We start from the raw sequence: 23,915 nt of genomic DNA, 5'->3' as shown, positions 1-23,915 counted from the left end.
CGTGCTGCGCTCATCTGTAGTCCGGACGGCGGCCGCGCCCGACGGACCCACCCTCGATTCGTTACTGCACCACTACGTCGACGCAGGGGAGTCGCTCTCCTGCGAACCCGTCGCCGAGGGGCTGCTCAACCACGGATACGTCCTGGTCACCACCCACGGCCGGTTCTTCCTCAAACACCACCTCGACGGCGACCGCACCGGCATCGCGCGCCAACACCGCGCCACCCGCAGACTCGCCGCCCTGGGCCTGCCCGTCGCCCCGCCGCTCGCCCGCGCCGACGGCCGTACGGTCACCGTCCTGGACGGCCGCTGCTACGCCCTGCACCCCTGGATCGAGGGCGAACACCTCGGCGGCGCCGCGCTCAGCCACGGCCAGTCCCGGCACCTCGGCGCGTTGCTCGGCCTCGTCCACACCGCCCTGGAACAGGTCATGGCGGCCGGGTCCGCTCCGCGGCGCACACCGTGCCCGCAGCCCAGCGCGGAGCCCGCGCGGACCTTCGAGATGATCGACGAACTGCTGGCCATGGCCCGCGGCGCACGCCCGCGCACCAGCTTCGACGAGCTGGCCGAACACCGGCTGCGGGAGCGCAGGACGCTGCTGGCGCTCCATGCCCACCGGCGTCCCGCGGACCCCGTCGCGGCCGCCACCGGCTGGGTGCACGGCGACTTCCACCCGCTGAACGTCCTCTACCGCGGCGCCGAACCCGCCGCGATCGTCGACTGGGACCGGCTGAGCGTGCAGCCCCGCGCGGAGGAGGCGGTCCGGGCCGCGGCGATCTTCTTCGTCCGTCCCGGCGGGACGCTGGACCTGGCGAAGGTGGCGGCGTACGCGGGCGCCTACCGCAGCGCGCGCGGCGCGGATGCCGGGGAGCTGGCCGCGGCCGTCCACCGGGTGTGGTGGGAGCGGCTGAACGACTTCTGGATGCTCACCTGGCGCTACCGGTTGGGCGACCTGCGCACCGATCCGCAGTTCCCCGCCGCTTCCGCGCTGGCCGTGTGGTGGACGCGCGAGTACGAGGCGGTGCGGGACGCGTTCACGGGCTGATCGACGGGCCGCGGCCCGGCTCAGCCACCCGCACCGGCCGCCGTCCCGGAATCCGTACCCGCGGTGGCGCCCCCGTCGGTGGCGCCGCCGTCCGTCGCGCCGCCGTCCGTCTTGCCCCCGTCGGTGGCGCCGCCGTCCGTCGTGCCGCCGTCCGTCTTGCCCCCGTCGCTCGTGCCGCCGTCGCTGGTGCCGCCCGTCGTGGTGGTCGGCGGCGGGGACGACGGGGTCTGCGGCGGGCTGGAAGGTGTCTGCGGCGTGGAGGGGGACTCGGGCGGCGGGGTGGTATAGGCCGGCGGCGGGGTGTAGCCGCCGGGCCCGCCGGGCTCGGTGGTCTCGTCCGACGGCTCGTCGCTCGGCGGCTCGGAGGTCTTGTCCTCCGTCGAGGACGAGGAGGAGGGCGCCTTGGTGGGGCCGGGGGACGTCCCGCCGTCGCCGTGGCTGTTCTGCAGCGCGAAGGCCACGCCGACGGCGACGGCGATCACCGCGAGGGCCGCGATCAGCCAGATCTTGCCGCGGCCGCTCTTCGCGGAGCGGTGGCCGCCCTCGAAGGCGCCGTCGTCCGCGTGCATGCCGGGCGGCAGGATCGGGTTCGCCGCGGTGTGGCCGCCGTCCGCGTGCGGCATCGCGGTGGTGGCCGCGGTGCCCATCGCCGGGGTGGCGCCGCCCTCGTGCATGGCGACCGGGCCGGTGTTCCAGGTGCCGGTGTGGCCGCCCTGCTCGTGCAGCATCTGCAGCGAGTACTGGACCAGCCCGCGCATCTCCTCCGCGGTCTGGAAACGGTCGTCGGGGTCCTTGGCGAGCGAGCGCATGACCAGGCCGTCCAGCTCCGGCGGCACCGCGTCGGCGACCTCGGACGGCGGGACGGGCATGTCCTGGACGTGCTGGTAGACGACCGAGAGCGGCGTCTCGCCGGTGAACGGCGGCCGCAGCGCGAGCAGTTCGTACAGCAGGCAGCCGGTGGCGTAGAGGTCGGAGCGGGTGTCGACGGTCTTGCCGAGCGCCTGCTCGGGCGAGAGGTACTGCGGCGTGCCCATGACCATGCCGGTCTGGGTCATCGTGGACTGGGCGCCGTGCAGCGCGCGGGCGATGCCGAAGTCCATGACCTTGACGGCGCCGCTGTGCGTGATGATCACGTTCGCGGGCTTGATGTCACGGTGCACGATGCCGTGCTGGTGGCTGTAGGCCAGCGCCTCCAGCACACCGGAGACGATGATCAACGCCTGGTCCGGAGGCGGTGCGTCGGCGTTCAGCAGCAGGTCACGGATGGTCCGGCCCTCGACCAGCTCCATCACGATGTACGGCACGGTGTTGCCGCCGACGAAGTCCTCGCCGGAGTCGTAGACCGCGACCACCGCGTGGTGGTTCAGGCCGGCCACGGACTGTGCCTCGCGGGTGAAGCGGGCCTTGGACACCGGGTCCTCGGCGAGATCCGCGCGCAGCAGCTTCACGGCGACGGTCCGGCCGAGGCGTACGTCCTCGGCGGCGAACACCTCCGCCATACCACCGCGGCCGAGCCGGTGCGTGAGCCGGTAGCGGCCGTCGCCGACCAGCCCGCCGTTGCCCCACATCTCCGGTACGTCGGGGATATTGGAGCCGGTGGCGTCAGGATCGGACGGGCCCTGGGGGCTCTGCGTCGGTGCCATCGGTCCTCGCCGTCGAATCGATCCGCGTGAGCGGTAAGGTCTCGGTCCTCGCCAGGGTCTGGCGAAAGTGCGCCCGCCCCGTTGGAGCACGCTACAGGCTCCGCGGCACCCGCCGGTCCGTGGAAGACCGGCCATCAAACCTTCCGGATACCAAGTGTCGCAAGTTGACCGAGGGTATGCGAAGCCCCCGTCCGTTCCCGGCCGTAACCGGATCTTGCACATCTGGTCACGGAACGGGCACACAGCTTGACGTGTCCCCGGCCTGGGGCAGACTTGGCAGCGAAATTGCGGATTTTGATCGCCATACGTACAGGCAGTGCGCCGAGGGGGAAGCGGAACGATGAGCCAGGACGGCGCGCGGGGCCAATTCGAGGGCCGGGCGGCCGGCGGAGGACGTTACCAGCTTCGTGATCTTCTCGGCGCCGGCGGTATGGCGTCCGTGCACCTCGCCTACGACAGCGTGCTCGACCGCGAGGTGGCGATCAAGACCCTGCACACCGAACTGGGTCGTGAGCAGGCATTTCGTGAGCGATTCCGGCGTGAGGCGCAGTCGGTCGCCAAACTGACGCACACCAATATCGTCTCGGTTTTCGACTCCGGTGAAGACGAAATCGACGGCGGCATGGTGCCGTACATCATCATGGAGTACGTCTCCGGACAACCGCTCCGTTCGGAACTGGACAACGACATTGCGCAGCACGGCGCGATGCCGACCGAAAAAGCACTGAAAATCACCGCGGATGTGCTCGCTGCGCTCGAAGCCAGCCATGAGATGGGCCTGGTCCACCGGGACATCAAGCCGGGCAACGTCATGATGACCAAGCGCAACGTCGTCAAGGTCATGGACTTCGGTATCGCCCGCGCCATGCAGTCCGGTGTGACGTCGATGACGCAGACCGGCATGGTCGTCGGCACCCCGCAGTACCTCTCGCCCGAGCAGGCGCTGGGCCGCGCCGTGGACGCCCGCTCCGACCTCTACTCCGTCGGCGTCATGCTCTTCGAGCTGCTGACCGGGCAGCTGCCGTTCGACGCGGACTCCCCGCTCGCCATCGCGTACGCGCACGTGCAGGAGGAGCCGCCGGTTCCGTCGAGCATCAACCAGTCGGTGCCGCCCGCGGTGGACGCGCTGGTCGCCCGTGCGCTGAAGAAGAACCCCAACGAGCGTTTCCCCACCGCCGAGGCGATGCAGGGCGAGTGCCTGCGCATCGCCGGCACCGCGCAGTCCGGCGGGACGCCGCTGATCATCAGCGAGGGCCCGCGGGCGCGCACGAGCGGTGCGTCGGTCTCCTCCGCGGTGTTCCCCGCGGCGACCGGCAATCCTCCCCACACCCCGGCGCCGCCGAACGTGCAGCAGCCGTACCAGCCGCCGCGGGGTGGGGGCTTCGGCCCCTCGACCCCGCCGCCGGTGAACAACGCCTACCCGACTCCGGCGCCCGGCCCCGCGCCGTACAACGCCGGCGGATACCCGGCCCCGGCACCGTTCGCGCCGCCGCCGGTGGCTCCGATGCCGGTCGGCGGCCCGCGACCGCGGAAGAACAACACCCCGGTGATCGTCGTCTCGGCGATCGTGGGTGTGGTCGTGGTGACCGCCATCGCGATCGGCATCGGTCTGAGCGCCGGATCCAGCGACGACAAGGGCAGCGGCAGCCCGGCGTCGGGGTACACGCCGAACTCCTCCCCCACGGTGAGCACCCGGCCGGAGGACAAGACCGCGACGGTGACGACCGACAAGTGCACCGACGCCGCGCACCCCTACGGCGAGAAGAAGAAGGTCTACTTCCCGTTCTTCACGTACAAGAACCTGGACTCGGTCAAGGAGTGCCTGGACGCGGCGGGCTGGAAGTACACCGTCAAGGAAGAGAACGACTCGCTCTGGGGGAAGAACACCATCACGAAGCAGGAGCCCGCCGGCGTCGCCCAGTGGGATCCGGACAGCGGCGAACCCATTCGGCTCACCGTCTCGACGGGGCGCAGCAACTGACCCGGCCACGGAACCACACGCCGAGAGGGGCCCGGCACGCATTCCGCGTGCGGGCCCCTCTCGGCGTTCCCTGCCCCGATCTCTGCGGGGCACTGTCGGACCCGTCGGTCAGAGATACGGGCCGGAGCGGGTGGCGCCGTGGCCGCCGAGGTGCTCCTCGCCGTCCTCCGCCGGAGCGGCACCGGGCGGCAGCGCCCGGCGCATCGACTCCAACTGGGCACGGGCGGCCATCTGTTGCGCGAACAGCGCGGTCTGAATGCCGTGGAACAGGCCCTCCAGCCAGCCGACCAACTGGGCCTGCGCGATGCGCAGTTCCGCATCGGTGGGCACCGACTCGTCGGTGAACGGCAGCGACAACCGCTCCAGTTCCTCGACCAGTTCGGGCGCCAGCCCGTCCTCCAGCTCCTTGACCGAACTGGAGTGGATCTCCTTCAGGCGGACCCGGCTCGCTTCGTCCAGCGGAGCGGCCTTCACTTCCTCCAGCAGCTGCTTGATCATGCTGCCGATGCGCATGACCTTCGCCGGCTGCTCGACCATGTCCGTCACCGGCGTCTCCCGGGGCTCTTCGTCGCCGTCCCCGCCGCCGGAGCCGGCACTGCCGAGCGCCATGCCGTCCGGGCCGACCACCAGGACGTGCGGACTCTCCTGCGACCGTTCGTTCATCGGCATATCCATGCCGCCATTCTCTCGTACACGTGGCCTTCCCCGGTGGTGCCCCCACCGGACCGTGATCCGCCCTCCGCGAAGCCGCCGGGCCGTGAGGTTTCACGTGAAACCGGCGACGGCAGCGGCAGGTCCTGCCCGCCACCCGGGTGAGGTTTCACGTGAAACCCGCGACGCGGTGTGCCATGCGCGTCTCCCGGCCGGAGATCAGTAACGGCGCAGCCGGAGGGCGAGGAAGGCCAGGCCAAGGCCGGTGAGGGCCAGTCCTGCGCCCATCGGCAGCACCCGTTCGACCCGGGCCGTCGAACCGTTGAAGGCGTACGGCCCGCCGGTGGTCGGCGGTTCGGCTTCCGCGGCCGCCGGTGACGAGCTGCGTTGCCCCTCGGCATCGGCGGTGGCCGACGGCTTGTCCTGGCGGGTCGGGCGGCCCGGCGTACCGGTGTCCTGCGGGTGCCACGGCCTGCTCGGCGGGACGGCAGAGCTGGGCGGGGCCGAAGGTGAGACTGCGGGGCGGGACGGCTTCTCCTTGCCGGGCGGGGCGTCCTTGCCCGGTTCCTTGGCTCCGGGGGCGGGGCGGCCGGCATCAGGACCTGCCGCATGGCGGGGCGGGCCGGAGGGTCTCGCCGCGTCGGGGGCGCCCGGCGTGCCGGATGCGGCGGCCGCGCCCGGCCACCCGCCGGGCGGGAAGGCACCGTTCGCGGGCAGGCTCTCCGCGTCGCGGATGTCGTCGCCCGGAGCGGAATCCACCGGGGGCGGGGCGGCGGCGGGCGGGCCGTGCGGGTGGCCAGGTGGCGGGACGTGGGACCGCGGGGCGTCCTCGGCGTACCGGCCGTGAGAGTGCGGCCGCTCGTTCAGGATCCCGAGTATGGCGTCCGACAGCCCGGCGAGGCCGGGGAAACCGCCGGATGCGCCCGGCAGGCCGACGTCGGTGGCCGGGCCGCCGTGGTGGTGATGGTGGTGTTCCGCGCCGCCGCCCGTGAGCCGGAGGCGCAGCGGGTCGGCGGCGGTTCCGGGGGCACGGGCCGCCCGGAGGGGGCTGCGGTCGTTGGGGGCTGCGCCTGCCGGTGACGCCGTCGCAACGAGGGCCGCCGCAGGGACGGGAAGCGCGACGGACAACACCAGCAGGCCGGTGGCAAAGCGCGTACGGAGTCGTGGAGCCACAGTCGTGCCCCTCCCGTGCCGAGCCGTCGAGTGACGTGCTCAGCGTCACACGGCACCGGAATCGCGGCATCTTGGAGATGTCGCTCAGGTGACCGGAGGGAGGGGGCGGCGGGCAAGCGGCGGGCCGGCCGCCGTCCTGCGGTGGCCGGCCCGTCCGGTCGCACTCAGCCCGTCGTCAGGACGACCTTGCCGACGTGGGTGCTCGCGTCGACGACGCGGTGCGCCTCCGCGGCCTGTTCCATCGGGATCGTGCAGTCGATGATCGGACGGACCTGGCCGTTGGCGATCAGCGGCCAGATGTGTTCGCGTACCGCCGCGACGATGGCCGCCTTCTCGCCCAGCGGGCGGGCGCGCAGGCCGGCCGCGGTGATCGCGGCACGCTTGGAGAGCAGGGTGGCGAGGTTCAGCTCCGCCTTGATCCCGCCCTGCATGCCGATGATGGCGAGCCGCCCGCTGACCGCCAGCGCCTTGACGTTCCGTTCCAGGTACTTCGCGCCGATGATGTCGAGGATGACGTCCGCGCCCTTGCCGTCGGTGGCCTTGCGGATCTCCTCGACGAAGTCCTGTTCGCGGTAGTCGATGAGGATGTCGGCGCCCAACTCGGCACACCGCGCCAGCTTTTCGGGGCCGCCCGCGGTGACCGCGACGCGTGCGCCGACGGCCTTGGCCAGCTGGATCGCCATGGTGCCGATGCCGCTGGATCCGCCGTGCACCAACAGCGTCTCGCCGGGGCGCAGATGCGCGATCATGAAGACGTTCGACCAGACCGTGCAGACGACTTCGGGCAGCGCGGCGGCCGACACCATGTCCAGGCCCTCCGGCAGCGGCAGCACCTGCCCGGCCGGGACCGCGACCTTCTCCGCGTACCCCCCGCCGACCAGCAGGGCGCACACCTCGTCGCCGACGGACCAGCCGTGCACGCCGGGCCCGAGCGCCGCGATCCGGCCCGCGCATTCGAGTCCTGGGTAGGGGGACGAGCCGGGCGGCGGGTCGTAGAAGCCCTGGCGCTGCAGCAGATCAGCGCGGTTGACCGCGCTGGCCACGACCTCGATCAGGACCTCGCCCTCGGCGGGCTGCGGATCTGGCACGTCGGCCCAGACAAGGGCTTCGGGGCCACCGGGTTCGGGAATGGTGATCGCTCGCATGGCCGCGAGGCTACTCGCCGGGGATGCGCGGGGCGACAGCACGGGGCCGCGCGGCCGCGGCCCGCATGGGCACGCCACGGGCCGCCCTCCCGTCCGTGCTCAGTCGTCCGCCCGGCGCATCGGCGAGACCCCGGAGCCGGGCAGCGGCGACTTGCCCGTGCGGCTGCTCCTGCCCGGCAGGTCCGGCTCGTCCGGGGCCGCGCGGACGATCGTGATCAGCCGGTCGGCGACCTGTAGCGGGCTGGCCGCCGGATCGTCGTAGCCGAGGAGCCGGTGGCCGCGCAGGACGGAGACCACCAGATCGCCCGTATCGCGTACGGACTTGCCGACCTCGGCCTTCACCACCGGCCGCTCGATCAGGTCGAGGCCGCTGCCCTGCTGGATCAGGTCCTCCATCACCGCACCGGCGCTGGGGCTCTGGACGGAGAGGCCCAGCAGGCGCCCGGCCGCGCTGGCCGAGGTGATCACGGAGTCCGCGCCGGACTGCCGCAGCAGCGGCGCGTTCTCCTCCTCGCGGACCGCGGCCACGATGTTGGCCTTCTTGTTCAGCTGACGTGCGGTCAACGAGACCAGTACGGCGGTGTCGTCGCGCTGGGTGGCGATGATGACCTGGTGGGCGCGCTGGATCTCGGCCCGTACGAGCACATCGCTGCGGGTGGCGTCGCCGATCACGCCCACGAAGCCCTCGGCGACCGCGGAGTCGATCACCTTGGGGCTGGGGTCGACGATCACGATGCGGTCGCGGGTCAGGCCGGTGGCGCAGAGGGTCTGGACCGCGGAACGGCCCTTGGTTCCGTAGCCGACGACGACGGTGTGGTCACGCAAGGTTTTTCTCCAGCGTTTCAGTTGCCACTGCTCGCGGGTGCGCTCGGTCAGCACTTCCAGTGTGGTGCCGACCAGGATGATCAGGAAGAGCACCCGCAGGGGCGTGATGAGCAGGATGTTCAGCAGCCGTGCGCTGTCGCCGTACGGGACGATGTCGCCGTAGCCGGTGGTGGAGAGCGTGACGGTGGCGTAGTAGACGCAGTCGAGGAGATCGACCGTGCCGTTGGCGTTGTCGTGGTACTCGTCGCGGTCGATCCAGACGATGACGACCGTCGCGACGAGGACCAGCAGGGCCATCAGCAGCCGCCTGGCGACCTGCCGGATCGGCGCCACCGGCGTCCGGCGGGGCAGCATCACCCGGTGGGAGTTGTCCTCGGGGACCTCACGCGCCGCGGCATCGTGGGAGGGGAGCTTCACGCGGCGCCTCCGGTCGGTGGTGCGGGACCAGTGGAGCGTACGGGACGGGCGGCGCCGGGGTGCGCATCGGGTGCGCGGGCGGGCCCCGGCGCGGACCAGTCCGTCAGCTCGCCGTCCTGGCCGCCCGCCGTCCCGCCCGCAGGCCAGGGAAACTCCAGGATGCCGACCTCGGTGCCGCGTTCCGCGCCGCCGGGCGGGATGACGGCGAGCGCGTCGGCTGCCGCGATGCCGCGCAGCATGGCGGGCCCGTGGAAGCGCAGCGGCTGTGCCGTCAGCCCGTGCATGTCGTCGTGGTAGACCACCGGGACCAGCCGGGTGTCGTGCGGATGCCCCTGTACGGCGCCGCCGAGCGGGGCGCGGCAGGGCAGCGCGGGGCGGCGCGCGGCGAGGGTCCGCAGCAGCGGCTCGGCCAGGGTCAGCAGGCCCGAGACGGCGGCGAGGGGGTTGCCCGGCAGCCCCACGAGGTGGCGGCCGGGGGCGAGCCTGGCCAGCAGCATGGGATGCCCCGGGCGCACCTGCACGCCGTCCACCAGCACCTCGGCGCCCAGGCGGCGCAGCGTGGGATGCACGTGGTCGACGGGGCCCGACGCGGTGCCGCCGGTGGTGATGACGATGTCGGCGGTGGAGCCGGATACGGCCGCGTGGAGTGTGTCCGGGTCGTCGGTGAGGTGCCGGGGCGGGGCCACGTCGGCGCCCAGGGACCGCAGCCAGGGGCCGAGCATCGGGCCGAGCGCGTCCCGGATCCGGCCGTCCTGGGGGAGGCCGTGCCGGAGCAGTTCATCGCCGAGGACGAGGACCTCGACCTGCGGCCGCGGAGACGTCGTCAGCTCGTCGTATCCGGCGGCCGCTGCCAGGCCGAGTACCGCGGGGGTCACCGGCGTTCCGGCGGGCAGCAGTTGATCGCCGCGGCCGCATTCCTGGCCGCGCGGGCGGATGTCCTGGCCCAGCGGCGCGGGCCTGGGCGCGGACAACCGGGCGCGCCCGTCCCCCAGTTCGCGGACCTCGCCGTGCTCGCTGCGCAGCACGGCGGTGGCCCCGGCCGGCACCCGCGCCCCGGTGGCGATCGGCATCGCGTGCCCGTCGGCGAGCACGGCGGCGGAGGCGTGGCCGGCGAGGAGACGGCGGGCTGGGGCTTGGCGGGGGGATGCTTCGTCGCTCGGGGGGCCGGACGTGGGGGCGTCGGGCGCGCGGTCACCCGCCGGGTGGTCGAGGAACCAGGGGCCGGGGCCGGAGACGGCCCAGCCGTCCATCGCCGAGGTGTCGAACGAGGGCAGGTCGGTCAGGGCGGTGAGCGGCGCGGCGAGCGTCCGGCCGAGGGCGTCGGCCGACGCGGTCGTCTCGGGCGCGCGCGGCCCCGCGGCCGCCTTCCGGGCGATCTCCCGGGCCACGTGCCAGGGGGAGGACGGCACGGAGTACCCGCCGCAGTCCGCCGGATCCTTGCGGTCGCTAGGGCGGCCGGGCCCCGCGGGCCCGTCGGGGTCGGCGGCGAGGAACGGGGGGTACGGGTCGTCGACGGCGGTGGAGGGGCCGGAGGCGGGGCGAGCGCAGGGCGGGCCTGTGGTGGCCGACGGCTCTGTGGTCGTAGTCGCGGGTGTCGCGGTGGTGGCGGGCGGCGTCGCCGTGGTGGAGGGGCCGGGAGCGGGTTCCGGCGGTGTGTGGCCCAGCGGGGGAGGGGCCGCGGGAGCGGACTCGCGGGGCGTGGGTGCCGCGGCGGTGCCGGGGCCCGGCTCGTGTGCTTCGCCGTGGCCTTCGGCCGTGGCCTGGTTCCGGGCCCGGCCGTTTGCCTTGCCCCGGCGCTCGGCCTTGCCCTGGCCCCGGCGCTCGTCCCGGCCGGTGTCCGCGGCGGCTCCGGCCTGTCCAGGACCCGGGCCGGCCACGTCGGGAGCGGTTTCGACCGCTTCGGGGGCGGTTTCAGCGGTCCCCGGGGCCGTGCGTCCGTCGGGCCGCGGGGTCCGCGCCGCCGCCCGGTCGCCGTTGGCCAGAGCCAGTGCGTCGGCGAACGCGTCGTCGAACTCCCCGTCGGTCATTCCGCGGGCTTCTCTGCGGGCTCGCCCATCCGCTGCTCGGCGGGCTTTTTGCCGGTGGCCGGGGCGCCGTCGGCCGCGGTTTCCGCCGCCCAGCGGTTGGCCAGCGCGGCGACCCGCCCGGCCAGCTCCGGCACGTCGCCTTCCTGGCGGCCCGCGGCGTAACCGATCAGGAACGTCGTCAGCGGCGCGGCCGGGCGGGCCACGCCGTGCGCCGCGTCACGGGCCAGGTCCAGGAGCGCCTTCGTATCGACATCGAGTGCGATGCCCAGTTCGGCCTTGACTGCGGTGATCCATTCGTCCAACACGTTTCCATGCTCCCTGATACGCGCGCGAGCTGCGCTGATGTCCTCCCAGGTGTCGCAGTCGAAGGATGCCGTAGCCGTGGCGTCCTGCACCCGTTCGACCGCGAGTCGGGACAGCACGGCACGCAGCGGAAGACCGGCCAGGGTGCCGCTTTCGGCGCGCAGCAGGTCCAGTTCCCGGCGCAGCGCATCGGCCCGGTAGGCGGCCACCAGCGGCTGGTCGCGCCCGCCCGCGTCCCGCAGCATGGCGCCTTCGGGGGCGGGGCCCGTCCCCGAGGACGGCTCGCCCGCCGCCACCTCCAGGAGGGTGCGTACGGTCACCGCCGTCAGGAAGGGGAGGTCGGCGGAGAGGACCAGCACCCATGGCGCGGTGGTGTGCCGCAGGCCGGCGTCCAGGGCCGCCAACGGGCCGCCGCCCGGCGGGTTTTCCCTGGCGCGGACGACGGCGCGTACGGTCGGGCGCGCGGGGCCGACGACGACCGTGGTCGCCGCATCCGGGCAGGCGGCGAGTACGCGGTCCAGGAGCGGGCGGCCGCCGACGGACAGGGCCGGCTTGTCCGCCCCGCCGAGCCGCCGGGCCGCGCCGCCGGCCAGCACGATGGTGTCGTAGTCGGTGTGGTCGCTCACCCCTTGAGTATCGCCGGGATCCGGGCGACCACACCGACACCACGGAGCCGGCAGCCGTCACACGGGCACCACGGACCTCTGCCGCGGGCCCCGCCTCACAGGTTGCGCAGCAGCAGCGCGGGCTGCTCCACACAGTCGGCGACGTACCTGAGGAAGCCGCCGGCCGTGCCGCCGTCGCATACCCGGTGGTCGAAGGTGAACGAGAGCTGGACGACCTGACGGACGGCCAGCTCGCCTTCGTGCACCCAGGGTTTGGCGGCTATCCGGCCCACACCGAGCATCGCGGCCTCGGGGTGGTTGATGATCGGCGTGGAGCCGTCCACACCGAAGACGCCGTAGTTGTTGAGGGTGAAAGTGCCGCGGGTCAGATCGGCGAGGGAGAGTCCGCCGGAGCGTGCGCTGTCGGTGAGGCGGGCGATCTCTTCGGAGAGCCCCGCGACCGTGCGGGCCTGGGCGTCCCGCACCACCGGCACCACCAGACCGCGATCGGTCTGCGCGGCGAACCCGAGATGGACGGCCGGCAGCCGGACGATCTCCTGGCTCTCGGTGTCGATCGTCGCGTTCAGCTCGGGGAACCGCGCCAGCGCCGCGGTGCAGATCCGGGCCAGCAGCGCGAGCAGCGACACCTTGGGGGTGCCCGGGGCGTTCATCGCCCGGCGGGCGGCGAGGAGTTCGGTGGCGTCGGCGTCCACCCAGCAGGTCGCGTCCGGGATCTCCCGGCGGCTGCGGCTGAACTTCTCGGCCGCCGCGCCGCGCATCCCCCGGAGCGGTATGCGCTCGCCCTCCGCCGCGGCCGGAGTGCCGGGCACGGAGCGGGTGCCGAACGTCGTCCCGGGTGCGGCCGGCGCGGTCACGGTGGCCGGGCCGACGAGACCGGCGGTGGCTCCGGAGGCGGCACCGGCTGCCGTGGCCCGCTGCTGTACCGCGCGCTCGACGTCCGTTCGCAGGATCAGGCCGTCCCGCCCGCTGCCGCGCACCTCGCTCAGGTCGAGGCCGTGTTCCCGTGCCATGCGGCGCACCAGCGGGGAGATGACGGCCACCGAGCGGCCCTGACCGGACGCCACCGGCCGCTCGTGCGCCGCCGTCACCGCGCCCGTACCGGCTCCGTTCGCCTTGGTGGTGCCGGCGCCCGGCCTGATACGGCGGCGCCGGGCTGCGGACGCGCTCGTTCCGTAGCCGACCAGCACATTTCCCGAGCCCTCGCCCTGCGGCTCCGGGGAGGATCCCGACGGCGCGGCGGAGGCCGGTTCCGTACCGGGCGCCGGTTCCGCGTCCTCGGGGCCGGGGGACGTGCCGACGGCGACGGTCAGCAGGGGCGCCCCGACCGGGAGATCGGCGCCCTCCTCACCGAAGCGGGCGGTGACCACGCCGCCGTACGGGCACGGCACCTCCACCATCGCCTTGGCCGTCTCGACCTCAACGACCGGCTGGTCCACGGCCACCACCTCGCCGACCTCGACCATCCACTGGACGATGGTGGCTTCGGTGAGGCCCTCCCCCAGATCGGGCAGGGTGAATTCACGGACCACAGCCATCACTCCCCCCTTCCATCGATCCAGTCCGACTCCCACTGGAGCCGGGCGACCGTATCGAGAATCCGGTCCACACCAGGGAGATGATGCCTCTCCAGCATGGGCGGCGGATACGGAATGTCGAATCCCGCCACCCGCAGCACCGGCGCCTCCAGGTGGTGGAAGCAGCGCTCCGTGATGCGGGCGGCGATCTCGCCACCGGGGCCGCCGAATCCGTGAGCTTCATGGACGACGACGGCCCGGCCGGTGCGCCGTACCGACGCGCAGACGGTCTCGTCGTCGAACGGCATCAGGGACCGCAGATCGATCACTTCCAGATCCCAGCCCTCCGCGCGGGCCGCCTCTGCGGCCTCCATGCAGACCGGCAGCGAGGGGCCGTAGGTGATCAGCGTGGCGTCCGCGCCGCGGCGCCGTATCGCGGCCCGGCCCAGGGGCGCGACCTGCGCCGGAGCCTCGGGCGACCAGTCGGCCTTCGACCAGTAGAGCCGCTTGGGTTCGAGGAAGACGACCGGGTCGTCGGAGGCGATGGCGGCCCGCAGCAGGCCGTAGGCGTCCTCGACCGTGGCGGGAGTGACCACCTGGAGCCCCGGAGTCGCCAGGTAGTACGCCTCGGACGAGTCGCTGTGGTGCTCGACGCCGCCGATCCCGCCGCCGTACGGGATCCGGATGGTCAGCGGCATCGGAAGGGCGCCGCGGGTGCGGTTGCGCATCTTGGCGACGTGGCTCACCAACTGCTCGAACGCCGGGTAGGCGAAGGCGTCGAACTGCATCTCGACGACCGGCCGCAGCCCGTACATGGCCATGCCGACAGCCGTGCCGAGGATGCCGGCTTCGGCCAGCGGGGTGTCGCTGCACCGGTCATCGCCGAACTTCTCCGCCAGGCCGTCGGTGACGCGGAAGACACCGCCCAGGGCTCCCACGTCCTCACCCATGACGTGGACGGCCGGGTCCTCCGCCATGGCGTCGTGCAGGGCGCGGGTCAGAGCCTGCGCCATGGTGGCGGGCTTGCGCGCGGTGGCAGGAACGGTCGTCGTCATGGCCGGGCCTCCTGGGCGGGCTCGTCTCTGCCTTCGGTGCTGCCGGCGGCCTCCGCGGCCAGCTCGGCACGCAACTGTGCGGCCTGCTCGCGCAGTTGGCCCGACTCCTCGGCGTAGACGTGGGGGAACAGGTCCATCGGGTCCAGGACCGGGTCCTGGTTCATTCGCTCCCGCAGGTCGGCGGCCATCGCCTCGGCGCCGTCCCGGGTGGCGGCCACGAACTCGTCGGACAACAGGTCGCGGGAGGCCAACTCGCGCTCCAGGAGGGCTATCGGGTCGTGCGCCCGCCATTCCTCGACCTCGGACGCGGGGCGGTAGCGGGTGGCGTCGTCGGCGTTGGTGTGCGCCTCGATGCGGTAGGTGACGGCCTCGACGAGGGTCGGGCCGCCGCCGCTGCGGGCCCGCTCGACGGCCTCGGTGAGGACCTCGTGCATGGCCGCTGCGTCATTGCCGTCCACCAGGCGGCCGGGCATGCCGTAGCCGACCGCCTTGTGGGCGAGCGACGGTGCGGCGGTCTGCTTGGCCAGCGGTACGGAGATCGCGAATCCGTTGTTCTGGACGAGGAAGACGACCGGTGCCTGCCAGACGGCGGCGAAGTTCAGGGCCTCGTGGAAGTCGCCCTCGCTGGTGCCGCCGTCGCCGACCATGGCCAGCGCGACCACGTCGTCCCCCTTGAGGCGGGCTGCGTGCGCCAGGCCCACGGCGTGCGGGAGCTGGGTGGCGAGCGGGGTGCACAGGGGGGCGATCCGCCGCTCGCGGGGGTCGTAACCGGTGTGCCAGTCGCCCCTCAGGAGCGTCAGGGCCTGGACCGGGTCCAGGCCGCGGGCCACGGCGGCGAGGGTGTCGCGGTAACTGGGAAAGAGCCAGTCCTGGTCTTCCAGTACGAGCGCCGCCGCCACCTCGCAGGCTTCCTGGCCGGTGGACGACGGGTAGACCGCCAGGCGGCCCTGCCGGGTGAGGGCGGTGGCCTGGGTGTTGTACCGCCGGCCGCGCACGAGCTGTTCGTAGAGCCTGGTCAGCAGGGCGGGGTCGAGCCTGCGGGCGGCGTCCGTACCCAGGACGCGGCGGGGTTCCGCGTCCGGCAGGAGGGGCGCCGGATCGACGCGCGGACGCCAGGCGGGCGCAGGGCCGGGCAGGCTGCCCTTGTTCCTGCTGCTGCCGGGCTGCTCAAGGACCGTCATGACGAGCACCTCCTCGAATCAAGGGGTGGCGCGAAGCGCCTCATATGGGGTGGGGGCGGGCGACGGATGGGCAGGATGAAAAGGGCCGGGGCGAGCAACCCCGTCCCTACCGATTGTTCGGTCGCCAGCACATTTTGGCTACAGGCGGACCCAGCCTGTGGACAAACGGTTCTCCACAGCTTGAGATGAAGTCAGGGCGTCCACGAAGGGGAGGCGGGACCATATGCCGGACGAACAGATGGCCAATCCCGGCGGGGCGCCACCGGCGGCGCCGGGGCCGACCGCACCGGGACCGTCCGCGGCAGGACCGTCCGTGCCGCCCGCACGCCCGCTGGACACCATCGACCGCGCGATCCTGCACCTGCTGCAGAACGACGGACGCGCCTCCATACGCTCCGTCGCCGATCAGGTGCACGTCTCGCGCGCCAACGCCTACGCCCGCATCAACCGGCTGATCGACGACGGGGTCATACGTGGCTTCAGCGCCCGCGTGGACCAGGAACGGGCAGGTCAGGGCGCGTCCGCCTACATCACGCTGAAGATCGTGCAGAACTCCTGGCGGACGGTGCGCGAACAGCTCACCGCGCTCCCCGGCGCCTCGCACATCGCGCTGGTCAGCGGTGACTTCGATGTCCTGCTGCTGGTGCACACCAGGGACAACCGGGAGCTGCGGGAGCTGGTGCTGACCCGGATCCAGTCGATTCCCGAGGTCCTCAGCACCCGCACGCTGCTGGTCTTCGAGGAGACCGGCCTGGGGCCCCAGCCACAGTGAGGCCCGCCCCGGAGCCTTTCCCGGCGCCGGGACGACCAAGAGGCGCCCGGACCTCACCCGGTGCGCCGGGCCACGGCGAGCTGCGGCGCCGTCAGGAGGTGCGCAGCCCCGCGAACGCCGTACGGACGACCGCCTCGGCGACCTCGTCCCTGCTGGCCGCGCCGCCGCGCCCCGGGCGGTACCACTCCACGATCGAGTTGATCATGCCGAAGAGCAGCCGGGTCGCCAGCGGAATGTCGACGTCCGCCCGCAGGTCACCGTCGGCCGCGGCCAGCTTCAGCAGGCCGGCGACCGCGTGGTCGAACTCCCGGCGGCGCTCCATGGCCCACCGCTCGGTGTCGGTGTTGCCCCGCACCCGCAGCAGCAGCGTCACGTAGGGCAGTTCGTCCATCAGCACCTCGGCCTCGCGCCGGGTGACGTACTCCAGGCGCTCGATCGCCCGCCCCTCGACGGCCCCCGGCTCCTCCAGCACCCCGAACAGCCCGTCCAGGGCACGGCTTATCGCCCGGCGCAGCAGCTCTTCCTTGCTGCGCACGTGGTGGTAGATCGAGGACTTGGAGATTCCGGCCGCCTTGGAGAGGTGCTCCATGGACGTGCCGTCGTACCCGCGCTCGTTGAACACCTCGGCGGCGACCGCGAGCAGCGAATCGGGCGTGTAGGTGTCGCGCTTGGCCATGGTCATGATTAGAGCACTCATTCCTCTTGGTCTGCACCGCGCCGCAGGGCGCGGGGACGGCGCGAGGCGGCCGCCGGCGTACTGGTGGTGCAGGGAGTCCAGCACATCCCGGATCCAGGGCGCACCAAAGCGCTCGGTCCACTCCACAAGCCTTGCCCCTGCGGGGAGTTGCTCCAGGGGCGCCCGCCGAGCAGGGAGGAATCGGCGCGGTCTGTGAGTCCGGCCACGGGATGGCGAGGCGGTCGCGCAGGGGCGACGCGGTCGCGCTCCGCAGCCCGCCGATACGCCGGGATCCGGCCTTTTCCGGCGGGCCGATCCAGCCGACGCACGGTCGCGGCCACGGTCCGCCCGGCACGGCCCGGTATCGCGGCGCGGAGCGGCCGGCACCCGAGGCCACCTGCGCGAACCCCTGCCGCACTGCCCTCGTGCCCGCCTCCGCCGCGGCGGCGCAGATCCCCGATTCCCGTCATGGCGACCACTCCTCCCCGCCCGAGTTGTCCACAGGCTCGCCGGACCCCCTTGCCCCGACCGATCGTTCGGTTACTCTAACTCCATTGCCCTACTCCCTCCCAACTACACACATCCACCCGACCCCGCACTCCCCATCCGCATCTCCGCCTCCATTCCGTCCCGTATCCACCGCATTCCACCGCGCACCCTTTCCCTGTTCGCTCTCCGCCCGGCTCGACGAGGAGTTGGTCATCGATGGCCGCCGAAATGACCGCAGCGCAGTTGATCGAGAAGCACCGCCCGACCCTCGACCAGGCGCTGGAGACGGTCCGCACCCGCGCCTACTGGTCGCCCCACCCCGAGCACCCGAAGGCGTACGGGGAGACCGCTGCGCCCGACGGAGTGGCCGCGTTCGAGGCACTGCGCGGCGCCCGCTTCGAGCTGGACCAGCCCGGTACGGACGACTGGGTCGGCCAGGAAGTGTCCCCGTACGGGCCGGAGTTGGGCATCAGCTACCCGCACCCCGACGTGGACGTGCTGCTGCCCGCCATGCGTGCCGCGATGCCCGCCTGGCGGGACGCGGGGCCCGAGGTACGGGCGGCGGTCTGTCTGGAGATCCTGGCGCGGATCAGTGCCCGCACCCACGAGTTCGCGCAGGCCGTGATGCACACCAGTGGCCAGGCGTTCATGATGGCGTTCCAGGCGGGCGGGCCGCACGCGCAGGACCGCGGCATGGAGGCGGTCACGTACGCGTACGCCGAGCAGACCCGCACCCCGGAGCAGGCCCCCTGGTCCAAGCCGCAGGGCAAGCGTGACCCGCTGAAGCTGGCCAAGTCCTTCACCGCCGTGCCGCGCGGCGTCGCGTTGATGATCGGGTGCAACACCTTCCCGACGTGGAACGGCTACCCGGGCCTGTTCGCCTCGCTGGCCACCGGCAATCCGGTGCTCGTCAAGCCGCACCCGCGCGCCGTACTGCCGCTGGCGCTGACGGTACGGGTGGCGCGCGAGGTGCTCACCGAGGCCGGATTCCCCGCCGACCTGGTGTGCCTGGCCGTGGACCGGCCCGATGAAGGGCTCGCCAAGACCCTGGCGGTCCGCCCCGAGGTCCGCATCATCGACTACACCGGGTCGACCGCCTTCGGCGACTGGCTGGAGGCCAACGCCCGCCAGGCGCAGGTCTACACCGAAAAAGCCGGCGTCAACACCGTCGTGATCGACTCGACGGACGACTACAAGGGCATGCTCGGCAACCTCGCCTTCTCCCTGTCGCTCTACAGCGGCCAGATGTGCACCACCCCGCAGAACCTCCTCATCCCCCGGGGCGGCATCACCACCGAAACGGGCCCCAAGTCGTACGACGAGGTGGTCACCGATCTCGCGGGCGCGGTGAGCGGCCTGCTCGGCGACGACACCCGGGCCAACGCCCTGCTGGGCGCGATCGTGAACCCGCAGGTGAAGGCGCGGATCGACGCGGCGTCCGGGCTGGGCGACGTGGCCCTGGCTTCCCGGTCGGTGGCCAACCCGGAGTTCCCCGGGGCGATGGTGCGCACGCCGGTGATCGTCAAGCTGGACGGCGCCGAGCCGGAAGACGAAGCGGCCTACCTCTCGGAGCACTTCGGCCCGGTGTCCTTCGCCGTGGCCGTCGACTCCGCGGCCGACGCCGTGGAACTGCTGCGGCGCACGATCCGGGACCAGGGCGCCATGACCGTCGGCGCGTACACCACGTCCGCCGAGGTGGAGCGCCTGGTCCAGGACGTCTGCCTGGAGGAGTGCGCCCAGCTGTCGCTGAACCTGACCGGCGGGGTCTACGTGAACCAGACCGCGGCCTTCTCCGACTTCCACGGTTCGGGCGGCAATCCGGCGGCCAACGCGGCACTGTGCGACGGCGCATTCGTGGCGAACCGCTTCCGGACGGTGGAGGTACGCCGCCCGGCCTGACGCGGACGCGGAATCCCTGGGGCGCGACGGTGCCCCGGGGAGACGGCCGGATGACGTCCGGTGGGCGCGGGACGGGCGGCCGTCAGGGGGTGCCGGGCGCCTCGATCACGGCGTGCCGGCCGATCCAGGCGTGCATGGCGATGGCGGCCGCGGCGCCCGCGTTGATCGACCGGGTCGACCCGAACTGCGCGATCGAGCAGACCACGGAAGCATGCCGACGCGCCTCCTCCGTCAGCCCGGGACCTTCCTGCCCGAAGAGCAGCACACAGCGGCGCGGCAGCTCCGTCGTCTCCAGCGGGACGGCGCCGGGAAGGTTGTCGATACCGATGATCGGCAGGCTCTCGGACGCGGCCCAGGCGGTCAGGTCCTCGGTGCCCGGGTGATGACGGACGTGCTGGTAGCGGTCGGTCACCATCGCGCCGCGGCGGTTCCAGCGGCGCCGTCCGACGATGTGGATCTCCTGGGCCAGGAAGGCGTTGGCGGTCCGCACCACCGAACCGATGTTGAAGTCGTGGCCCCAGTTCTCGACGGCCACATGGAATTCATGGCGCCGGGTGTCGAGGTCGGCGACGATCGCCTCGCGCGTCCAGTAGCGGTACCGGTCGACGACATTGCGCCGGTCGCCCTGCGCGAGCAGCTCCGGGTCGTAGCGGACGTCCTGGGGCCACGGCGCCGGGTGCGGCCCGACGCCGATCTCCTGGCCGTAGCCCTCGTCGTACTGGACCGGCTCGGTCGGGGCGCCGGGCTCCTCTGCGGCCTCGGGGCGCTGCTCGTCCGGGGCGGTTTTCTCGCTGCTCACCCCACGAGCGTATGGCCCCCGCCGGAGCCGTGCGTACGGGCCTCCGGTTCATCGCCCCCGGGCGCCGCGGCCGGGCGGGCCGGGCCGCCCCTGGAGAAGAGCCGCCGACGCAGCGCCGAGATCCGGGCGGAGAGCCAGGTCAGGAAGTTCGTCGGCAGGAAGACCGCGTCGGCGGCGATCATCGCGAGGGAGAAGAACGGCAGCCCCAGCAGGAACGCGATCGACAGGTGCTCGCAGATCATCGCGACCAGCAGAACGTTCTTCAGGCGGCGGTTGAACAGCGTGAACGGGAAGGCGACCTGCACGATCACCGTGCCGTAGGTCAGCAGCATGACCAGCAGCCCGCTGTCGCCCAGCAGCCGGGACAGCTCGGGCCAGGGCGAGAAGTAGTCCAGGTGCATCGGGTAGTACACGGCTGTGCCGTCCTGCCAGCGCGATCCCTGGATCTTGTACCAGCCGGCGGTGGCGTAGACGAGGCAGACCTCGACCATGATCACCAGCAGGGTGCCGTTGTGCACGAGCTTGGCGAGGACGTCGAGAACGGTCCGCGGCTCCCCCGGTGCGTAGCGGTTCGCGGCCCACCACAGGCCGTGCCCGGCCCACAGGATCCACAGCGCCAGCCCCCAGCCGAGGTTCGGGAACGGCCCGTCCTCGAACCAGCCCAGACCGTGGCAACCGAGCAGCTCGGCGGTGGCCAGGGCGAGCCCGAGGACGGTCCACAGCAGAACACCGGGCAGGTCACGCCCGGGAGCGCCTTCGGCTCCGGAGTCGGCCGATGCCGCGGCGTTCCTGGCGGCCGCCCGCTTGGCGCGGCGGGCGTCCAGTGACCACACCTGGCCGCACCGGGTCAGCACCAGGTACATCGACATCAGGTGGATGATGTTGTCCCCGCCGTCACCGATGAAGATGCTGCGGTTCTGCAGCGACAGCACACCGATCATGAAAAGCACCGACATGGTGCGGGTGCGCCAGCCCACCATCAGCAGCGCGGCGGCGACGATGGCCAGCAGGTAGACGCACTCGAACCAGCCGCGCCCGTCGGACCAGGTCAGCACGGAGAAGGCGTGATTGCCGTCGAGCATCCGGCGCGCCATGCCGAGGCTCCAGGGACCGTCGGGCCCGTAGAGCACCGCGCGGTGCGGCCATTCCCGGAGCAGGAAAAGCAGCCAGGTCGCCGCGAAACCGATCCGCACCACGGCGGTCTGGTACGGGGCCATGGCCCGGTCTGTGACCAGCCGGAAGCCACGGCCGACGGCCTGCTCCAGGCGCGTCTCCGTCACGAGGCCGGCGGCCGGGGCGGCCGGCCGGTGGTCGTCCCGAGGCGCCTCGGGTGCCTGCGCGGGCCGCCCCTCGCGCGGCTGCTCCGGGGCGTCCGGCGGGCCCGGAACACGCGGAGAATTCGGGGAGGCCGGATCGCTCGGGGGCTCCGGCGAGCCCGAAGGCCCCGGAAGATCAGCCGATTTCGGCCGGTTCGGTGAGTTCGGTGAATTCGGTGAGTTCGGCACGGTCACTTGGTCGTCGCCCCCTCGGGCAGGTCGGCTGCGGTGACCTGCCACCAGGGCAGCACCCGGAACTCGGGCTTGTCGCTGACTTTCTCCGTGCTCCACGGCGGCGGGCTGACCGGCGTCGTCTGCGAGCGGACCTGTATCCGTTCGGCCTGCCCACCCTCGGCCCACTCGGCGCCCATCCGCTGCATCACGATCCGCCGGATGTAGCGCTCGGCCAGCTCACCGCGTGCCCCGTTGGGGCGGTTCTGCTCGTTGTGCGAGCTGAGGTAGTTCTCCCAGCCGCGGCGCAATTGGTTCTGCTGGAAGTGGCTGGGGAGCAGGTTGTGGTGGATGGCCTGACCGTCGCGGGCGGTCAGGTCGGTCCAGCCGGTGGCCCGCAGACCGCCGTCCCGGGTTCGTAGTTCGGCGCGCACCTGCACCGCGATGTTCTGCTGGAGAGGGTTCGGCGCGAACAGTTTCCAGTTCTGCTCGTACTCGGGATAGACGTAGTCGCCGATCAGTTTCCCCTGCGATTTGCTGAGCGTGTTCAGCGGCGCGACATGCAGAAACATCATGGCCAGGTGGATCGCCACGGCGACCGCCACGGCACTGGCCGCCACGCATATGACGATCCGCGAGGGTAGCGAGAGCGCGGCCACTGACCGCGTTTCGTCCCCATATGACTGCATTACCGCCCCGTTCCCAGAATCCCGATCGGCTGACTCCGCCACGGAACCGTACCCAGGCCATCCCACCGGGCACAGCCTCACCGAGTTATCCACAGGGTTTGACCCTCGCGCCGCGCCCCTCCCACCATGGAACCGAACGATCGGTCGCCGACTTACGCCTCACCCGCCATTCCCAATTCCTGCAACCTGTTCTACCTTGACGCCCCGTCAGGTCGAAGCGCCCACGGAAGGACAGACCAGTGGACTTCACCTTCACCGAGGAGCAACAGGCCGCGGTCGAAGCGGCGAAAGCCGTCTTCTCACGGGTCACACCCGACAGCGTGCCCAGCCCCGCGCTCACACCCGGCGCGGTCGCCGACGACTTCGACCGCGCACTGTGGCGCACCCTCGCCGACGCCGACCTGCTGAGCCTGCTGATAGCGCCCGAACACGGCGGCGCCGGCCTCGACCCGGTGGCCCTGTGCCTGGTGCTCCGCGAATCGGCGAAGGTACTGGCGCGCGTCCCGCTGCTGGAGTGCGGCGCCGCGGCACTCACCGTCCAGCGGCACGGCTCGGACGCGCTGCGCGCCGAGATACTGCCCGGCATCGGAAACGGCGAGCTGGTGGTGACCGTCGCCGCCGGAGGACGTACCGGACACGAAGCGGCCGAACTCGCCGTGGACGCACGCCCCGAGGACGAGGACTGGATACTCGACGGCATCCACACGGCGGTCCCCTGGGCCCACGGCGCGGACCGCATCCTGCTGCCCGCGCACACCGCCGACGGCCGGGCGATCCTCGCGCTGGTCCCGCCCACCCGAACCGGCGTCACGCTCGACACACAGATCTCGACGAACGGCGAGCGGTACGCCGAGGTCCGGCTGGACGCGGTACGCGTCACAGGCCGGGAAACCCTCACCGACCCGGCGGCCTGGGAACAGCTGCGGCTACTGCTGACCACCGGCACCTGCGCGCTCGCACTGGGCCTGGGAGAGGCCGTACTCGCCATGACCGCCGACTACACGGGCAAGCGCGAACAGTTCGGCTTCCCTGTCGCCACCTTCCAGTCGGTCGCCGTGCAAGCGGCGGACCGCTTCATCGACCTACGGGCGATGGCGGCCACCCTCTGGCAGGCCGCCTGGCGCATCAGCACCGACGCGGACGGCGCCCTGCCGGCCGCAGGCGATGTCGCGGTCGCCAAGATCTGGGCATCGGACGGCATACGCCGGGTCGTCCAGACCGCGCAGCACCTGCACGGCGGATTCGGCGCGGACACCGACTACCCACTGCACCGCTACCACGCATGGGCCAAACAACTGGAGCTGTCCATGGGCCCCGCCGCCGCCCATGAGGAAGCCCTGGGCGATCTGCTGGCTGGGCACATGTTGGCGTGAGGTGGGGGTGGGGGCGTTTCGGGTGGGCGTCTCAGGCGGGGGCCTCGGGTGTGCCTCGGGGGGCGCGCCTCGGGGCGGAGGCAGGAGGCGGGAACGGGACGCGAGCGTCTCGGGAGGCGGGGATGGGGAGGGCTGAGGCGGGAGC

The 23,915-nt window shown here is 72.5% G+C and carries 19 protein-coding genes; 5 read left to right on the top strand and 14 right to left on the bottom strand.

The window, feature by feature from the left end:
• Position 1 precedes the first annotated feature (1 nt).
• The gene (locus tag LIU39_RS28910; RefSeq protein ID WP_227049879.1) at positions 2-1,045 is read left to right on the top strand and encodes a phosphotransferase; all 1,044 of its coding nucleotides are present in this window, start codon (positions 2-4) and stop codon (positions 1,043-1,045) included.
• Between the two features lie 20 nt (positions 1,046-1,065).
• On the opposite strand, the gene LIU39_RS28905 is transcribed toward LIU39_RS28910, so the two are convergent.
• Positions 1,066-2,688, bottom strand: a complete 1,623-nt coding sequence (locus LIU39_RS28905) for a protein kinase domain-containing protein (RefSeq protein ID WP_227049878.1) — start codon at positions 2,686-2,688, stop codon at positions 1,066-1,068.
• Positions 2,689-3,028: 340 nt separating this feature from the next.
• Here LIU39_RS28905 and LIU39_RS28900 point away from each other — a divergent pair, with 340 nt between their 5' ends.
• A complete protein-coding gene (locus LIU39_RS28900) occupies positions 3,029-4,669 on the top strand; it encodes a protein kinase domain-containing protein (protein WP_227049877.1) in 1,641 nt (546 codons plus the stop codon).
• Between the two features lie 108 nt (positions 4,670-4,777).
• On the opposite strand, the gene LIU39_RS28895 is transcribed toward LIU39_RS28900, so the two are convergent.
• The 9 genes from LIU39_RS28895 to pdhA form a co-directional block, all read right to left on the bottom strand.
• A complete protein-coding gene (locus LIU39_RS28895) occupies positions 4,778-5,344 on the bottom strand; it encodes a bacterial proteasome activator family protein (protein ID WP_308409425.1) in 567 nt (188 codons plus the stop codon).
• Between the two features lie 195 nt (positions 5,345-5,539).
• Entirely contained in the window at positions 5,540-6,493 is a 954-nt protein-coding gene (locus LIU39_RS28890; RefSeq protein WP_227049876.1) for a hypothetical protein, read from the bottom strand.
• Between the two features lie 164 nt (positions 6,494-6,657).
• A complete protein-coding gene (locus tag LIU39_RS28885) occupies positions 6,658-7,638 on the bottom strand; it encodes an NAD(P)H-quinone oxidoreductase (RefSeq protein ID WP_227049875.1) in 981 nt (326 codons plus the stop codon).
• A gap of 99 nt (positions 7,639-7,737) precedes the next feature.
• Positions 7,738-8,880, bottom strand: coding sequence for a potassium channel family protein (locus LIU39_RS28880; RefSeq protein ID WP_227049874.1), 1,143 nt, complete (start codon positions 8,878-8,880; stop codon positions 7,738-7,740).
• Positions 8,877-10,907, bottom strand: coding sequence for a molybdopterin molybdotransferase MoeA (locus LIU39_RS28875; RefSeq protein WP_227049873.1), 2,031 nt, complete (start codon positions 10,905-10,907; stop codon positions 8,877-8,879). Before LIU39_RS28875 ends, LIU39_RS28880 begins: the two co-directional genes overlap by 4 nt.
• The gene (locus LIU39_RS28870) at positions 10,904-11,836 is read right to left on the bottom strand and encodes an NTP transferase domain-containing protein (RefSeq protein ID WP_227049872.1); all 933 of its coding nucleotides are present in this window, start codon (positions 11,834-11,836) and stop codon (positions 10,904-10,906) included. The genes LIU39_RS28875 and LIU39_RS28870 overlap by 4 nt, the downstream gene beginning before the upstream one ends.
• Positions 11,837-11,931: 95 nt before the next feature.
• Complete coding sequence (locus LIU39_RS28865) at positions 11,932-13,371, bottom strand: dihydrolipoamide acetyltransferase family protein (protein WP_227049871.1); 1,440 nt, start codon at positions 13,369-13,371, stop codon at positions 11,932-11,934.
• Positions 13,371-14,405, bottom strand: coding sequence for an alpha-ketoacid dehydrogenase subunit beta (locus LIU39_RS28860; protein WP_227049870.1), 1,035 nt, complete (start codon positions 14,403-14,405; stop codon positions 13,371-13,373). The genes LIU39_RS28865 and LIU39_RS28860 overlap by 1 nt, the downstream gene beginning before the upstream one ends.
• Positions 14,402-15,586 (bottom strand): pyruvate dehydrogenase (acetyl-transferring) E1 component subunit alpha, encoded by a 1,185-nt coding sequence (pdhA, locus tag LIU39_RS28855; protein WP_227049869.1) that lies wholly within the window; start codon positions 15,584-15,586, stop codon positions 14,402-14,404. The genes LIU39_RS28860 and pdhA overlap by 4 nt, the downstream gene beginning before the upstream one ends.
• 223 nt (positions 15,587-15,809) lie before the next feature.
• On the opposite strand from pdhA, the gene LIU39_RS28850 reads away from it, so the two are divergent.
• Entirely contained in the window at positions 15,810-16,358 is a 549-nt protein-coding gene (locus tag LIU39_RS28850) for an Lrp/AsnC family transcriptional regulator (RefSeq protein WP_227049868.1), read from the top strand.
• Positions 16,359-16,449: 91 nt separating this feature from the next.
• Here the strand turns inward: LIU39_RS28850 and LIU39_RS28845 are convergent, their stop codons facing one another.
• Positions 16,450-17,040: a TetR/AcrR family transcriptional regulator gene (locus tag LIU39_RS28845; RefSeq protein WP_227049897.1), complete on the bottom strand. Its 591-nt coding sequence runs from the start codon at positions 17,038-17,040 to the stop codon at positions 16,450-16,452.
• A 699-nt stretch (positions 17,041-17,739) separates the two neighbouring features.
• Here LIU39_RS28845 and paaN point away from each other — a divergent pair.
• Positions 17,740-19,422, top strand: coding sequence for a phenylacetic acid degradation protein PaaN (gene paaN, locus LIU39_RS28840; RefSeq protein ID WP_227049867.1), 1,683 nt, complete (start codon positions 17,740-17,742; stop codon positions 19,420-19,422).
• Positions 19,423-19,504: 82 nt separating this feature from the next.
• Here the strand turns inward: paaN and LIU39_RS28835 are convergent, their stop codons facing one another.
• The 3 genes from LIU39_RS28835 to LIU39_RS28825 all read right to left on the bottom strand — a co-directional run bounded on the left by LIU39_RS28835 (position 19,505) and on the right by LIU39_RS28825 (position 22,328).
• A complete protein-coding gene (locus LIU39_RS28835) occupies positions 19,505-20,221 on the bottom strand; it encodes a TrmH family RNA methyltransferase (RefSeq protein ID WP_372464086.1) in 717 nt (238 codons plus the stop codon).
• Positions 20,218-21,501 (bottom strand): HTTM domain-containing protein, encoded by a 1,284-nt coding sequence (locus LIU39_RS28830; RefSeq protein WP_227049866.1) that lies wholly within the window; start codon positions 21,499-21,501, stop codon positions 20,218-20,220. The genes LIU39_RS28835 and LIU39_RS28830 overlap by 4 nt, the downstream gene beginning before the upstream one ends.
• 227 nt (positions 21,502-21,728) lie before the next feature.
• Positions 21,729-22,328, bottom strand: a complete 600-nt coding sequence (locus tag LIU39_RS28825) for a DUF5819 family protein (RefSeq protein ID WP_372464085.1) — start codon at positions 22,326-22,328, stop codon at positions 21,729-21,731.
• A gap of 308 nt (positions 22,329-22,636) precedes the next feature.
• Between LIU39_RS28825 and LIU39_RS28820 the strand changes: the two genes are divergently transcribed.
• Positions 22,637-23,770: an acyl-CoA dehydrogenase family protein gene (locus LIU39_RS28820; RefSeq protein WP_227049864.1), complete on the top strand. Its 1,134-nt coding sequence runs from the start codon at positions 22,637-22,639 to the stop codon at positions 23,768-23,770.
• Positions 23,771-23,915 lie beyond the last annotated feature (145 nt).

This window comes from Streptomyces pinistramenti, from assembly GCF_020564935.1.
GTDB classification, from domain to species: domain Bacteria; phylum Actinomycetota; class Actinomycetes; order Streptomycetales; family Streptomycetaceae; genus Streptomyces; species Streptomyces pinistramenti.
The sequence above is the reverse complement of the archived record's forward strand: the minus strand, read 5'-3'. Positions and strand labels throughout refer to the sequence as shown.

What these genes read in the sequence shown, in the direction of transcription:
- LIU39_RS28905 (WP_227049878.1), bottom strand. Translation starts at nt 2,688, where the DNA reads ATGGCACCGACGCAGAGCCCCCAGGGCCCGTCCGATCCTGACGCCACC.
- LIU39_RS28900 (WP_227049877.1), top strand. Translation starts at nt 3,029, where the DNA reads ATGAGCCAGGACGGCGCGCGGGGCCAATTCGAGGGCCGGGCGGCCGGC.
- LIU39_RS28895 (WP_308409425.1), bottom strand. Translation starts at nt 5,344, where the DNA reads ATGGATATGCCGATGAACGAACGGTCGCAGGAGAGTCCGCACGTCCTG.
- LIU39_RS28885 (WP_227049875.1), bottom strand. Translation starts at nt 7,638, where the DNA reads ATGCGAGCGATCACCATTCCCGAACCCGGTGGCCCCGAAGCCCTTGTC.
- LIU39_RS28875 (WP_227049873.1), bottom strand. Translation starts at nt 10,907, where the DNA reads ATGACCGACGGGGAGTTCGACGACGCGTTCGCCGACGCACTGGCTCTG.
- LIU39_RS28865 (WP_227049871.1), bottom strand. Translation starts at nt 13,371, where the DNA reads ATGGCTGTGGTCCGTGAATTCACCCTGCCCGATCTGGGGGAGGGCCTC.
- LIU39_RS28860 (WP_227049870.1), bottom strand. Translation starts at nt 14,405, where the DNA reads ATGACGACGACCGTTCCTGCCACCGCGCGCAAGCCCGCCACCATGGCG.
- pdhA (WP_227049869.1), bottom strand. Translation starts at nt 15,586, where the DNA reads ATGACGGTCCTTGAGCAGCCCGGCAGCAGCAGGAACAAGGGCAGCCTG.
- LIU39_RS28850 (WP_227049868.1), top strand. Translation starts at nt 15,810, where the DNA reads ATGCCGGACGAACAGATGGCCAATCCCGGCGGGGCGCCACCGGCGGCG.
- LIU39_RS28845 (WP_227049897.1), bottom strand. Translation starts at nt 17,040, where the DNA reads ATGACCATGGCCAAGCGCGACACCTACACGCCCGATTCGCTGCTCGCG.
- paaN (WP_227049867.1), top strand. Translation starts at nt 17,740, where the DNA reads ATGGCCGCCGAAATGACCGCAGCGCAGTTGATCGAGAAGCACCGCCCG.